Origin of the sequence: Azotobacter chroococcum (assembly GCF_002220155.1) — a bacterium.
GTDB lineage: Bacteria > Pseudomonadota > Gammaproteobacteria > Pseudomonadales > Pseudomonadaceae > Azotobacter > Azotobacter chroococcum.
The window spans coordinates 101,242-114,783 of the sequence record NZ_CP011836.1 but is presented as its reverse complement, the minus strand read 5'-3'; the positions used below and the strand labels follow the sequence as shown (position 1 = coordinate 114,783).

At 66.8% G+C, this 13,542-nt stretch carries 14 protein-coding genes and 1 pseudogene; 7 read left to right on the top strand and 8 right to left on the bottom strand.

Annotated features, from left to right (window positions below; translation table 11 throughout):
• Window positions 1-36 precede the first annotated feature (36 nt).
• The 3 genes and pseudogenes from ACG10_RS21895 to ACG10_RS21885 all read left to right on the top strand — a co-directional run bounded on the left by ACG10_RS21895 (window position 37) and on the right by ACG10_RS21885 (window position 1,800).
• Complete coding sequence (locus ACG10_RS21895; protein ID WP_089170031.1) at window positions 37-579, top strand: hypothetical protein; 543 nt, start codon at window positions 37-39, stop codon at window positions 577-579.
• A gap of 15 nt (window positions 580-594) precedes the next feature.
• Window positions 595-1,302, top strand: a pseudogene (locus ACG10_RS21890) (DUF4942 domain-containing protein); the annotation flags it as partial.
• A 36-nt stretch (window positions 1,303-1,338) separates the two neighbouring features.
• Complete coding sequence (locus ACG10_RS21885; RefSeq protein WP_089170029.1) at window positions 1,339-1,800, top strand: hypothetical protein; 462 nt, start codon at window positions 1,339-1,341, stop codon at window positions 1,798-1,800.
• A gap of 319 nt (window positions 1,801-2,119) precedes the next feature.
• On the opposite strand, the gene ACG10_RS21880 is transcribed toward ACG10_RS21885, so the two are convergent.
• Window positions 2,120-3,322, bottom strand: coding sequence for an NAD(P)/FAD-dependent oxidoreductase (locus ACG10_RS21880; protein ID WP_089170152.1), 1,203 nt, complete (start codon window positions 3,320-3,322; stop codon window positions 2,120-2,122).
• 67 nt (window positions 3,323-3,389) lie between these two features.
• Between ACG10_RS21880 and ACG10_RS21875 the strand changes: the two genes are divergently transcribed.
• The gene (locus tag ACG10_RS21875) at window positions 3,390-4,391 is read left to right on the top strand and encodes a GlxA family transcriptional regulator (RefSeq protein WP_089170028.1); all 1,002 of its coding nucleotides are present in this window, start codon (window positions 3,390-3,392) and stop codon (window positions 4,389-4,391) included.
• Between the two features lie 118 nt (window positions 4,392-4,509).
• Here ACG10_RS21875 and ACG10_RS21870 read toward each other — a convergent pair whose 3' ends face one another.
• From ACG10_RS21870 to ACG10_RS21840, 7 genes are all read right to left on the bottom strand, one after another.
• Entirely contained in the window at window positions 4,510-5,079 is a 570-nt protein-coding gene (locus ACG10_RS21870) for a thioredoxin family protein (protein ID WP_089170027.1), read from the bottom strand.
• 2 nt (window positions 5,080-5,081) lie between these two features.
• A complete protein-coding gene (locus ACG10_RS21865; RefSeq protein WP_089170026.1) occupies window positions 5,082-5,786 on the bottom strand; it encodes a cytochrome c biogenesis CcdA family protein in 705 nt (234 codons plus the stop codon).
• Between the two features lie 135 nt (window positions 5,787-5,921).
• Complete coding sequence (locus ACG10_RS21860) at window positions 5,922-6,290, bottom strand: organic hydroperoxide resistance protein (RefSeq protein WP_089170025.1); 369 nt, start codon at window positions 6,288-6,290, stop codon at window positions 5,922-5,924.
• Between the two features lie 41 nt (window positions 6,291-6,331).
• Window positions 6,332-6,838, bottom strand: a complete 507-nt coding sequence (locus ACG10_RS21855; RefSeq protein WP_089170024.1) for a cytochrome P460 family protein — start codon at window positions 6,836-6,838, stop codon at window positions 6,332-6,334.
• Between the two features lie 16 nt (window positions 6,839-6,854).
• Window positions 6,855-7,880, bottom strand: coding sequence for an alpha/beta fold hydrolase (locus tag ACG10_RS21850; RefSeq protein WP_089170023.1), 1,026 nt, complete (start codon window positions 7,878-7,880; stop codon window positions 6,855-6,857).
• A 40-nt stretch (window positions 7,881-7,920) separates the two neighbouring features.
• Entirely contained in the window at window positions 7,921-9,276 is a 1,356-nt protein-coding gene (locus ACG10_RS21845) for an epoxide hydrolase family protein (RefSeq protein WP_232487295.1), read from the bottom strand.
• A 68-nt stretch (window positions 9,277-9,344) separates the two neighbouring features.
• Window positions 9,345-10,085: an SDR family NAD(P)-dependent oxidoreductase gene (locus ACG10_RS21840; protein WP_089170022.1), complete on the bottom strand. Its 741-nt coding sequence runs from the start codon at window positions 10,083-10,085 to the stop codon at window positions 9,345-9,347.
• Between the two features lie 275 nt (window positions 10,086-10,360).
• Here ACG10_RS21840 and ACG10_RS21835 point away from each other — a divergent pair, with 275 nt between their 5' ends.
• The 3 genes from ACG10_RS21835 to ACG10_RS21825 all read left to right on the top strand — a co-directional run bounded on the left by ACG10_RS21835 (window position 10,361) and on the right by ACG10_RS21825 (window position 13,347).
• Entirely contained in the window at window positions 10,361-11,158 is a 798-nt protein-coding gene (locus ACG10_RS21835; protein ID WP_089170021.1) for an alpha/beta fold hydrolase, read from the top strand.
• A 120-nt stretch (window positions 11,159-11,278) separates the two neighbouring features.
• Entirely contained in the window at window positions 11,279-12,022 is a 744-nt protein-coding gene (locus ACG10_RS21830; protein WP_089170020.1) for a response regulator, read from the top strand.
• Window positions 12,019-13,347, top strand: a complete 1,329-nt coding sequence (locus ACG10_RS21825) for a HAMP domain-containing sensor histidine kinase (protein ID WP_232487294.1) — start codon at window positions 12,019-12,021, stop codon at window positions 13,345-13,347. The genes ACG10_RS21830 and ACG10_RS21825 overlap by 4 nt, the downstream gene beginning before the upstream one ends.
• The last annotated feature ends 195 nt before the right edge of the window (window positions 13,348-13,542 follow it).

Here is a 13,542-nt window from a genome sequence, read left to right as displayed (position 1 = left end):
ATGAGAGCGTGGGGACATACCCAGGAGGTTTGTCCCATGCAACTTTTCGAGCAAGACCGCAACGATTCCCCCGTGATCCTCGGCGATGTGGTCGCCCAGTTTTTCGCGCCGGTACAGTTCGCCGCCATCACCCTGCTGGCCAGCGAGTACCTGCGCCTGAAGGCCCGTATCGTCGAGGTCCATGGCATCGTCACCGAGGAGAAGGTATCCGGTGTCATGGGCTACTTCTTCTCCGGCAACAGCTCCGACCAGTACGGCCACAGCGCCATGCTGCGCCACACCAGTTCCTTCAACGAGATTTTCAACCTCGATGGTGCCCTGAACGACCTTACCGCGACCTTCTGGAGCCGCGCGCTCAAGCAGACCGACCTGCTGGAACACATGCCCCAGGCCCGCCGGAACCAGTGGCACGAGTGCTTGAACGCCTGGCGCCAGCACGGCTATAAGCGCGGTACCAATCCCGAGCTGGACATGCCCGAGTTCAGCCTCGACAACCTGCGCGCTACGATCCAGGGGCTGATGGCCCGGCGTGCGGAGTTTCTGGCCGAGCGGGTCGACGGCATCTTTCGTAACCTCTAGCGCTCGCACGTTACCAACACGCCCGAAGGCTTCGCCAAGCGCATGATTCTGAGCCATATCTATACGGATTTTGGGACCACCGATCATGACCGTGAGGGCTACATCCATGACCTCCGGCTCGTTATCGCCAAGTTCATGGGGCGAGACGAGCCCAAGCGCGACACCACGACGACCCGTCTGCTCAACCTGGCCAAGGCCCACCGGGGCGAATGGATCGAGGCCGACTGCGGCAGCCTGCGGGTACGGGCCTACAAGGTGGGCACGGCGCATCTGGAGGTCCATCCCGACCTGGCCTGGCGTCTGAACGGCATCCTCGCCTTCCTGCACCCCATGGCCATCCCGGATAGCTTCCGCACCCGGCCCAAGCGTGCGAAGGCCTGCGGCTTCAAGAGCAAGGCCCTTTTCGACCGGCCGATTTCCAATGCGGCGGCCGGCGTCCTCGCCGCCATGGAGCAATATTTCACGCTGGAACCGTCCACCAGCTTCCGTCGCGAGTACGACCGCAAATTCGTGCCCAACACGCTCTGCGTGCGCTACGGCTCGGCCGAGCTGTCCAAGCACCTGCTCGACGAGGTAAGCGGAGTACTGGAAGCCCTGGGCGGCGTTGCGTGCAACGGCGGCAAGCACAAGAACCTGCGCTACTGGCAGTTCGACTACAACCCGGAGCAAGTCGTCAAGGAAGTGGCCGTGAGCGGCCAGCTCCCGGACGCCAAGTCTCACTAGTTCTATCCCACGCCGGCCCCGGTCGCCGAACGCCTGGTGCAGTGGCTGGACATCCAGCCGACCGAAACCTGCCTCGAACCGCAAGCCGGCCAGGGCGGCATCGCCGACCTGTTGCCGAAGGACCGGACCCTATGCGTCGAGGTCAGCCCGCTGCACAGCATGATCCTGCGCGAGAAAGGCCATACCGTGATCGAGGGAGATTTTCTCGCCTGGAATCCCGGCACCCTATTCGACGTGATCGCTTGCAATCCTCCATACAGCGAAGGCCGCTGGCAGGCGCACCTGCGCTACGCCGGCACCCTGGTCGAGGCAGGCGGCAGACTCGGCGCGGTGCTGCCGCTGAGCGCCCGCCAGCAGGCGGCCGAGCTGCTGCCGGGCTTCGATCTGGAGTTCTCCACCCCCATCGACAACGCCTTTGCCAGCACCTCGATCAGCGTCCTGCTGCTGAAGGCCACGAAAGCCAGGCCGAAAGACGTGCAGATGGGCCTTGGCCTGTAGGACGCCCGGTCTTCCGTGACTGCGCCGAGTTTGCGGGTATGGCTCGGCGCTGGCTCAAAGTGAGCCTGTCCCTCCCCCCTTGAGCGCCCTCCTTGCCGCACTGGACGCTACTCCTGTCGACCATCGCGAAATGATGTCTCGACCGGCTCAGAACGACCCAAAGCAGCTGGTGGTGGCCAGCAGAGATCGGCCACTTGCAGCCGGCCGCACACGCCCCACCCGATCAGTGAGCGGAGAAGTCTGTTATCTCTTTGCGTGCTGGCGGCCAGGACTACTCGGCAAACGCTCCTCTGGCCGTCATCACGGATCGGCTATCTCCTCAAGCCACCGGGATCGACGGGTCGGCGGCCGCCAGCGCCACGGCACGGTCCGCTGCCGGAGGGTAGATCCACTGGGTGTTGATCTGCGTTTTCAGCGTCTTGGCTTCGGCACCGATCAGTTTTTGTTGGCGGTCCCAACCTTCGGTGTACACCGCGCCCCAAGCTCCCAGGTCAAGGCAGGTGACATACTTGGGCTGGCTGTAGACCTGAGGCGCCACGCCGATCAGATCGGCAGCAGCGTTATTGCCGGCGTGTCGGCCTAGCGGAATGGCGTGCTGGCAGGACATGACGCTGAAGTTGCCCAGTTCGTCGGTGGCGGCGCGGGCGGTATCGCCGGCAGCATAGATGTCGGCCATGCCCTCGACCTTCAGGTAGCTATCCACCTGCAACCGGCCTGAGGCGTCACGCGGGGCGGAGATCTGTTCAGTGAGGCCGCTGGCGTGAAAGCCGGCAGTCCAGATCACTGTGCCAGCATCGATGCGCTGGTCGTCATCAAGCACCACACCCTGGGCGTCCACCGCAGCGACCGACCGCCCCAGCCGCCATTCGATGCCCAGTTCGCGAGAGGCCTCGAGGATGGCGGGGCGAATGTCATCGCCCAGTGCCGCGCCGACCTGCGCCCCGCGATCGATGACGATGACCCGGACTTCGGCATCGTCGCCCAAAATGGCGCGCAGGCGCGCAGGAAGTTCGGTGGCGGTCTCGATACCGGTGAAGCCGCCGCCGGCGACCACCACTGTATTACGGGAAATGGATTCTGGTTGACTGGCCAGGGCAAACAGATGCTGCTCGAGGCGCGCGGCCTGTTCGATCTGATCGACGTCGAAGGCATGCTCGGCAAGACCCGGCACCGCCAGGCGGAACAACTGGCTGCCTGAAGCGAGAATAAGGCGGTCGTAGCCCAGCGCGGCTTCGTCACCCTCGGCATTGCGGTAGGTAACCTTGCGCCCTTCGGCATCGATGTTCAACGCCAGCCCCTGGACGAAACAGACGCCGGTGACGGCAAACAAGTCCAGCAGTGGCGCGCGCATACCGTGTACGTTGGGTTCGTAGAAGCGCGGACGGATGCGCAGTTCGGCCTGGGGCGCAAGCAGTGTCACGCGTACGTCGGTACGGTCATGTTGGTCGAGCAGACGTACGGCACTCAATGCACTCCACAGCCCGGCGAATCCAGACCCTATGATCAATATGTTTTGTTCCATGATGGCTCCCGGCATGCGCCCGCTTCGTTTGATGGAGCCATGCTAAAACCGAAAGAATTTTCCAAAAATGACAGATAACCCTGAATTCATGCCAGCTACGCCGCGCACCATTCTGTTCATCGCTTACCCGCAGGTGGGCCTGCTGGACCTGACCGGCGCACAGACAGTGTTCTGGGCCGCCACCAAGGCCATGCACGAGCGCAATCTGCCGGGCTATGAACGGCTGACGGGCACCCTGTCGGGCGGCCCCGTGCAGACGGCGGAAGGCCTGACGGTGGAGACACAGCCGCTTTCCGGCTTCGCAGCAGATGCCATCGACACGCTGATCGTGCCGGGCTCGCCGGAGATTGAGCAGGTGGTGGACGAGTCGGGCGAATTGATTCAGTGGATCGCCGATCACTCCAGGCTAGCGCGGCGCATCGCGTCGGTGTGCAGCGGCACCTTCCTGCTGGCCGAGGCCGGGCTGCTGGAGGGCAAGCGCGCAGCAACCCACTGGGCCATGTGTGATCGGCTTGGTGCGCGTTTCCCGTCCATCGAGGTGGACAACGATGCGATCTTCGTCCAGCAGGACAGCGTCTGGACCTCCGCCGGCGTCAGCGCGGGGATCGATCTGGCTCTGGCCCTGGTGGAAGCCGACTGTGGCCGCGATGTGGCGATGCAGGTGGCACGGGAACTGGTGGTGTTCCTCAAGCGATCGGGTGGGCAGGCGCAGTTCAGCGAGTTGTTGAAGTCTCAGACTAGGGATGCGACGGTCTTCGACGAATTGCACCGCTGGCTCGCCGACAACCTTGGCCGCCCGAACCTCGGGGTGGAGGTCCTGGCCGATCGGTGCCACATGAGCCCGCGGAACTTCTCCCGGCTGTATAAGCAGAAGACCGGCCGCTCACCGGCCAAGGCGGTGGAGATTTTCCGACTGGAAGCGGCGCGTCGGTTACTGGAAGACTCAGAGCATAATATCGACCAGATCGCCCAGCTGTGCGGCTTTGGCGACGAGGAGCGGATGCGCGCGACCTTCCAGCGCCATTTGGCGATTTCACCCCGGGATTACCGCAAGCGCTTCTCGCGGTAGCTCCCGGGGAAGGTACTTCAGGAGAGTTTATTCTCCTCTTCACCGTCCACTTCAGGTCGCTCTTTACCAGTCACCACCGGCACAGCCCGACCCAAGGCGGACATCACTTGAGCGGTCCTTATCGTTTCTGAGCCGAATCGCTATGTCCGCGGGCCAGCAGCTGTCCGATCTTGGCCTCGGTAATCTCGTAGTCTCCTTCACCGAAATGCTGGTAGACAATCCGGCCTTCCTGATCGATCAGGTACAGCGCCGGCCAGTACCGGTTGCCGTACGCATTCCAAGTCCGATAGTCGTTATCCTGCGCTACAGGGTAAGTGATTCCGAAGCGTTTGACTGCCGCCTGCAGGTTGGACAGCTGCTTCTCGTAGCCGTATTCGGGCGTATGCACACCTACGACGACCAGACCCTGGTCGCGGTACTTCGCGTGCCACTGCTTGACGTGGGGCATGACGCGCACGCAGTTGATGCAGGAGTAGGTCCAGAATTCCACCAGTACCACCTTGCCGCGCAACTGGCTCAGTGTCAGCGACGGGCTGTTGAGCCAGTGGCCGATACCCTTGAACTCCGGTGCGACCGGTGCGGGGGACGTATGGGTGAACTCTACAGGATCGGCGGGCAGGTCCGGGGAGCAGGCGGCTGCGAACAGGCAGGCGGCCAGCAGCGTGAAGGCGGGTTTGATCAGGTTCATGGTCAGAGTCCTTGCGAGATGGGGGGAAGCCACTGCGTGGCCCAGGCCGATACGAGCACCTCGTACTGGAGCAGTTGCAGCACGGCGACGCCGACCGTCAACGCCCCGAAGACCTGCCGGAACAACGCCGCGCGGCGCTGGAGGAACGACAGCCGGGCGGTGACCCAGGCGCCACCGTAAGCGACGAGCAGCATCGGAATGCCGGCGCCTACTGCATACAGGCCGAGCAATGCGGTCGCCTTGCCAGGCGCTTGCGCGCTGGCTGCCAGCGACAGCACCGAAGCTAGCACCGGACCCGCGCACGGCGTCCACGCCAAGCCCAGCGATGCGCCGACCAGCACGGCGCCCACCATGCCGCCCACAGGCCGCCGAACAGGAACGGCCGTCGCGTGCGCTGCACGCCATCGACGCCACTGCAGTACCAGATGGTCGAACGGTGCCGGCCAGAAGCAGCTCAGGCCGGCCATCAGCAGCACTACGATCGAGGCAGTACGGATGGCGCCCTGTAACGCGCCGGAAGACGCAGACAGCGCGCCGATCAACAGGCCGCCTGCCGCGAACGTGGCCGCGAAGCCCGCGATCATCCACAGCGGCCGGGCTCGCCCGCGGCCGGCGCTGGTCGCCAGCACGATCGGCAAGACGGGCAGGATGCAGGGGGAGAGGATGGTGGCCATGCCGGCGGCGATGGCCAGTGCGTACTCGATCATGGTCGGGCCTGCGATGCGGTGGAGTGGCGGCCATTCCAGCGCGCGCACGTACCGGGAATGTGTGCCCGCACGCGGACTCCTGTAAGCGCGATCGTCCGGATGCGGGGATGGCAACACTTCGCTACAAAGCGGGCGTCACGCCACGCGGATCTGCACATCGATGTTGCCGCGCGTGGCCTTGGAATAAGGGCACGTGCGATGCGCCTCGTCGACCAGCGCCTGCAACTGGTAGCCGTCGCCGGTCAGGCCCAGATCGACCTCCGCATCGATGTCCGCATCCTTGGGGAAAGGAATCTGCAGCTTGCGCGCCGCCAGCCCCATCGCGCCCTCGAAGCAGGCCGACCAGCCGGCGGCGAACAATTGCTCCGGGTTGGTGCCGGGGCGGCCGCTGCCCGGCGGCGACAGGGCGATGTCGAGCTGGCCGTCGTCGCTGCGCGCGCGGCCTTCGCGGCCGCCGACGGTGCGGGTCTTGCCGGTGTAGAGGATCTCGTCGAGAGCAGTCACGGGAGTTTCCTTCTGTAGGTCGTGGGAGAGAGGCCCGGCGCTCACGGCGCCAGGCGGGTGAACACGTAGTCTCGGCCTTTCACGCGTCCGGCATGGCAGGCATGGCAGGTGCGGTGCTGCGCTTCGTCCACGGGCTGGCCGTCGATGAAGCGTCCGTAGCCCCAGCCGCCGGTGGCGGCGTAGCGCTTGGAATCCTTGACCATCACCTGCACGGTGGTGGCGTCGCCGGGGATGGACGCCGGCGCGAAATCGGGAGACGGCACATGCTTCCAGGCGCGCTTGACCAGCACCGTGCCATCGGGAAACGGCCGCACGTTGTCGCGGTAGGCGCGCACGGCCACCGGATTGCCGACGACGACACGCAGCTCGTCCAGCGGCGCCGCCTCCTGTGCCGGTGCGATCAGCGGCCAGTCCTCGTGGCCGACGGGCAGCTTGACGCCGTAGACCGGCGCGGCCGGCCGCCAGTCCTCGTCGTCACGGGCGGCGAAAAAGGCCAACCCCAGGGCGGCGGCTGCCGATGCCAGCACGATGTAGCGAATGCGGTTCATGGCCGGGCTTCCTCCGTCAGAGCCGCGTGGCGTCGACGACCGCTTGGACGAACTCGCGCGGCGCCTCCTGCGGCGGGTTGTGGCCGATGCCGCCGTGGAAGGTGCGGTGCTCGTACTTGCCGGTGAACTTGCCGGCATAGCTTTCCGGCGACGGATGCGGCGCGCCGTTGGCGTCGCCCTCGATGGTGATCGTCGGCACCGCGATCACCGGGGCCTGCGCCAGGCGCTGCTCGAGCGCGGCGTATCGGGGCTCGCCTTCGGCCAGGCCGAGTCGCCAGCGGTAGTTGTGCACGACGATGGCGACGTGGTCGGGATTGTCCAGCGCGGCCGCGCTGCGGTCGAAGGTGGCGTCGTCGAACTTCCAGGTCGGCGAAGCCAGCCGCCAGATCTGCTTGGCGAAATCGTGCGTGTACTGCGTGTAGCCGGCACGACCGCGCTCGGTGGCGAAGTAGTACTGGTACCACCATTGCAACTCGGCCGCCGGCGGCAAGGGCTTCTTGCCGGCTTCCTGGCTGCCGATGAGATAGCCGCTGACGGACACCAGCGCCTTCACCCGCTCGGGCCACAGCGCGGCGACAATGGCCGCGGAGCGCGCACCCCAGTCGTAGCCGGCGAGCGTGGCGCGTTCGATCTTCAGGGCGTCCATCAGGGCGACGACGTCCGCGGCCAGTGCCGCCGGTTCGCCGTTGCGCGGCGTGTCGGCCGAGCGGAAGCGCGTGCTGCCGTAGCCGCGCAGGTGCGGCACGATGACGCGATAGCCTCGGGCTGCCAGCAGCGGCGCCACTTCGGCATAGCTGTTGATGTCGTAGGGCCAGCCGTGCAGCAGGATGACGGCCTCGCCCTTCGCCGGCCCCAGTTCGGCATAGCCGACACTGAGATCGCCGGCGTCGATCCGCTTGTTCGCTACCAGCGGCGTGTGGTCGGTGGACGCGCTGGGCGTGGTCATGGGCTGTGCGGCACCGGCGACGCCGGCCAGCGCGAACTGCGCGGCCAACAGCCAGGGCGCCAGGCGGGCGACGGTACGACGGGCATGTGCTTGCATTGACGTTCTCCTCGGTCGTGTGGTTGAGGTGTAAGCGGGATCACAGCGCCCGGCGCAACGGCCGGAAGGCGGCGCGCAACTCGGCACTGAATAGTTGTGGCTGTTCCCAGGCGGCGAAGTGGCCGCCCTTGTCGGCCTCGTTGAAGTAGTACAGGGTGGGATAGGCTCGTTCGGTCCAGCTGCGCGGCGCGCGGTAAATCTCGCCGGGGAATACGGACACCGCCACCGGTACGGAGATCAGCGCGGTCTTCTGCGCGGCGGCGCTGAAGTTGTTGTTGTTGTTTTCCCAGTAGAAGCGGCCGGCCGAGGTGGCGGTGCCGGTGAGCCAGTACAGGCTGATGTCGTCCAGGATGGCGTCGCGGCCCAGCACGCGCTCCGGTACGCCGTCGCTGTCGGTCCACTGTGCGATCTTGTCGTACATCCAGGCGGCCAGGCCGAGCGGCGAATCGTTCAGCGCGTAGCCGATCGTCTGGGGACGCGTGACCATCATGGCGCCGTAGGCGGCATTGCGGCCGAAGAAGCGGCTCAGCGACTCGAAGGCGTCATGCTCGGCCGGCGCCAGTCCGGCGGGCGCGGGGGCTCCGCTGTTGATCGCACCCACCAGGTCACCCGGCACGGTCGCCGGCATGGTCAGGTGGATGCCCAGCAGGCCGGAGGGCGCCTGCCGGCCCATCACGTCGGAGATGACCGAGCCGTGATCGCCGCCCTGCGACACGTAGCGGTCGTAGCCTAGTCGCTGCATGAGCACGTGCCAGGCGCGACCGACGCGGTCCGGCCCCCAGCCCAGCTCGGACGGGATGCCAGAGAAGCCATAGCCGGGAATCGACGGGATGACGACGTCGAACGCATCCTCGGCGCGGCCGCCGTGCGCCGTGGGGTCGGTCAGCGGGCCGATGGCGCCCACGAACTCCAGGATCGAACCGGGCCAGCCGTGCGTGAGGATCACGGGCAGCGCGTTGCGATGCTGCGAGCGGACGTGGATGAAATGGATGTCCACGCCGTCGATCGTGGTGACGAACTGCGGCAGCGCGTTGAGCCTCGCTTCCAGCCGGCGCCAGTCGTAGCCGTTGCCCCAGTAGTCGGCCAGTGCCTTGAGCCGGGCCAGCTGCAGGCCTTGCGCTTCGTCCGCGACGAGTTCGCGGTCCGGCCAGCGTGCGGCCTGGATGCGCCGCCGCAGCTCGGCTAGGTCGCGCTCCGGCACGTGGATCCGGAAGGGGCGGATCGCGTCGCCGCCGCTGCCGGTTTCACGCTCATCGGTGAAGGCGCGTTCCAGGGCGGCGGACGCGCGTGCGGGCAGCATGGCCGACAGGCCGGCACTAGCGGCAGCCAGGACGGTCGCGCCGAGCAGGCGGCGGCGCGTGCGGTCGAAGCTGTCTTGCGAAGCAGAGGTTGACATCGTGTTCTCCCTGGGCGCAGCGCGCCGCACCGGATCGGAAGGGATCGGAAGACGTGCAGGGGACGGCGTCACACTACCCAGCCGCCGTCGAGGGTCAGGCTGGCGCCGGTCATGTAGCCGGCCTCGTCGCCGGCCAGGTAGGCCACCAGCGCGGCGACTTCTTCGGGACGGCCGACGCGTTTCATCGGGCTGCGCGCGGCCAGCATGTCGAGGAGATCGGCGGTGATGTCGGTCTCGATCGGGCCGGGCTGCACGTTGTTGATCGTGATCCGGCGCGGCGCCAGGTCCAGCGCCAGCTCGCGTACCAGCGTGGCCACCGCCGACTTGGTCATCGCGTAGACGCTGCTGCCGACGATGCCGCCGCGCACGGCGGCGTTGCTGCCGATGGTGACGATGCGTCCGCCGTCCTGCATGCGGGCCGCCGCCGCCTGGATCGCCAGGAACACCCCGCGCACGTTCACCGCGAGCATCTTGTCGAGCGTTTCCAGCGGGAATTCGTCGAGTGGGCTGCCACGATAGAGGCCGGCGTTGACCACGGCCACGTGCAGCGGGCCGAAGGCATCGGCGGTCTGTCCGACGGCCGAGGCGATCGCGCCGGCGTCGGCGCTGTCGGCCTGGATCGCCAGCGCCCGGCCGCCTTCGGCCTGGATCGCGGCGACGACGTCAGCGGCCTTGTCCGGACGCGATACATAGGTGAGGGCGACGGCGTGGCCTTCGCGGGCCAGCCGGCGGGCGACGGCGGCGCCGATGCCGCGGGAACCGCCGAAGACCAGGGCGGCATTCTTGGGGCTTGAGGATTCGGTGTGCATGGCATTCCTTCGAGGACGCATGCCGACGGGGTGTCGGCGACGGCGCCATTGCATGCCGCGGGCGTATCCGCCGTGTGTCGCCGACCGCGGCGATTTGTCAGCGAGCGGCAGGAAAGCCGCTGCGGATACAGACGCTTACAAACGGGGCCCTTTTGTATCGGAACGTACGCCCGGCGGACGCGGATGCGATCGGATACGAAGCCAGCCGTGCGGCGACAACAAGCCGATACATCGCGCCGGTGCAATGGGGCTCCACCCGACAAGGAGCTCCTTCCATGCTGCGTTCTTCCTTCCTGACCATGCTGATCGCCTTCGCCTCGCTGCCCGCGGCGGCCGACGCGCACGATTCCCGCACCAGCCCAGACGCCCCGACGGTCGTCCTGGTGCATGGCGCCTTCGCCGATGCCTCCAGCTGGGACAAGGTGATCGCACGCCTCCATAAGCGTGGCGTCCCGGTCGTCGCCGTGGACAACCCGCTGACCTCGCTCGAGGACGATGTCGCGGCCACGAAGCGCGTTATCGCCGCGGCACCGGGGAAGGTCGTGCTGGTGGGCCATTCCTGGGGCGGCACGGTCATCACTGAGGCCGGTAACGATCCCAAGGTGAAGGCGCTGGTGTACGTGGCCGCATTCGCACCCGACGTGGGACAGACATCGGCGCAGCAGGGCGAGCATTTCCCGGTCGCACCGGGCCTGCAACGGCTGCAGGAACACGATGGCTTCCTGTCTCTTTCGCAGGACACCATCGCCTCCGACTTCGCGCAAGACCTGCAGCCGAGCGCGGCACGAGAGGTCTACGCGCGACAGCTGCCGTTGAAGGCGAGCGCGCTGTCCGAACCCGTGACAACGGCCGCATGGCGATCACGGCCCAGCTGGTACGTGGTCTCGCGCAAGGACCGCATGCTGTCTCCCCAGCTCCAGGTGGCCACGGCGCAGCGCATCGGTGCCGAGCTGCGCTCGGTAGGCGCCAGCCATGCCTCGCCGCTGTCGGCACCGTGCGACGTCAGCGATGCCATCCTGGAAGCCAGCGGCCTGAAGCCGGTCGACCATCCGTCTCCGTCGGCCGGTAGTTGATGGCGAACTCCCCGTGTGCGCGCCGGCTTTTCCCGAGAACTCGCAAACGGATAACAGCGAGCGCTAACATCCTGTGTATCGGCCGGACTGCACCCGCAGTCCGCATGCCCGGAGATGAAGATGACGTCCCATGTAGACCACATCCTGATCGTCGACGACGACCGCGATATCCGTCAGATGGTCGGGGACTATCTGCGCCGGAACGGCCTCCGTGTCAGCCTCGCCGCGGATGGCCGGGAGATGCGCGCGGCGTTGGACACCAGCGACATCGATCTCATCGTGCTGGATGTGATGATGCCCGGAGAGGATGGCCTGACCCTGTGTCGCAACCTGCGCGCGGGCAAGCATCGCGCCGTGCCGGTGGTCATGCTGACCGCCCGTGACGACCAGACCGACCGGATCATCGGCCTGGAGATGGGCGCGGACGATTACGTCATCAAGCCATTTTCCTCGCGCGAGTTGCTGGCGCGCATCAACGCGGTGATCCGGCGCGCGCGCATGCTGCCGCCCAACTTTCAGGTGAGCGAGGCCGCGCGCCTGCTCGGTTTCGGCCAGTGGAAGCTCGACACCAGCGCGCGCCATCTGCTGGACGAGAGCGGCACCGCCTATCCCCTAAGCGGCGCCGAGTTCCGGCTGCTGCGCGTGTTCGTCGACCATCCGCAGCGCGTGCTCAGCCGCGACCAACTGCTCAACCTCACCCAGGGACGGGATGCGGAGGTGTTCGACCGCTCCATCGACCTGTTGGTCAGCCGCCTGCGCCAGCGCCTGGGCGATGGCGCGCGCGAGCAGACCTACATCAAGACCGTGCGCAGCGAGGGCTATGTATTCTGCCAGCCGGTCGTGCTGATCGGGGACGAAGCGTGAGCCCGGATGCGCCAAGCCCGGTGCCGCGCCTTCTGCCGCGGACGCTCGGCGCGCGTGTTCTGCTGATCCTGGCGGCTGGCCTGCTACTGGCGCACGGGTTGTCGTTCGCGCTGCTGTTCTACGAGCGCGCCGTGGCCACGCGCTCGATGATGCTGACGAACCTGGAGCAGGACATCCCGCTGAGCGTCGCCTTGCTCGAACGCCTGCGGCCGGAAGAGCGCATGCAGTGGCTGTCCCAGCTGGAACGCCGCACCTATCGGTATCTCCTACGCCCCGCCAGGCCGGGCACGCTGCTGCCCAGCGATCGTTCTCGGCAGGTGACGGCACTGATCGACGACTCCTTGCGGCATCGTTATGCGCTGCGGCCACGCGCCGTCTCCACCTCGCCCGAGCGTTACGAGGTGGAACTGACGCTGGCCGACGGGCAACCGGTCACCATTGAGGTGACGCCTTCGCTGTTGCCGATCGCGCGGTGGCTTCCCTGGGTACTGACGGCCCAGATCGCCTTGCTGCTGGCATGCGCCTGGCTGGCGGTCCGCCTTGCCACGCGACCGTTGGTGCGACTGGCCGAAGCCGCCGAACGGTTGGATCCGGCGCAGGCAGGCGAACCTTTGCCGCAGGACGGCCCGGTCGAGGTGGCGAAAGCCGCACGCGCGCTCAACGCGCTGCAGCAGCGCGTGTCGGCCCATGTCGCCGAGCGCATGCAGATCCTGGCCGCGATCTCGCACGACCTGCAAACGCCCATCACCCGCATGCGGCTGCGCCTGGAGGCCATGGACGAGAGCCCTGCCCAGGCGCGCCTGCTGGATGACGTCGGCCATATCAGCCAGTTGGTGCGCGAGGGCGTGAACTACGCCCGCAGCGCCAATGTGGCGATGGGGCCGTCGGCACGCCTCGATCTACGGGCCTTCCTCGACAGCGTGGTGGGCGACTACCAGGACATGGGCAAGTCCGTGCAGCGCGTCGAGGGCGACATCGCTTCCCTGCTGACCCATCCGCAGGTGCTGCGCCGCGTCGTGCAGAACCTCATCGACAACGCGCTGGCCTACGCGGGCAGTGCCGAAACGATGGTCCGAGTGGATGCCGAAGGCCGCGCGTGTATCGACGTGCTGGACCGCGGCCCCGGCATTCCCGAGGATCAGTTGGAGGCGGTGCTGCAACCGTTCCGGCGACTGGAGTCCTCGCGTAGCCGTTCCAGCGGTGGCACTGGCCTGGGGCTGGCTATCGCCCAGCAACTCACGCAGGCTCTCGACGGGCGTCTGCGCTTGAGCAATCGCGAGGGCGGCGGCCTGCGGGCGACGGTCGTGCTGGGCGCGAGGGCATAGGCCACTCGATCATTCATTCCGTAGCGCGGAACCATCTGTTACGATCCTGCCCTTCTTTCTTCCTGGCCGAGATCTCCGGACGTGTGAGCAAGGCGTTCCCCCCGTAGAACTTAGGACCGGCTCCTGATGCGGCTGAGCGCGCACGGACCGGTAGGTATCCGCACGCGGGCGTCCCATGCCCGGCGCGCGACCGAC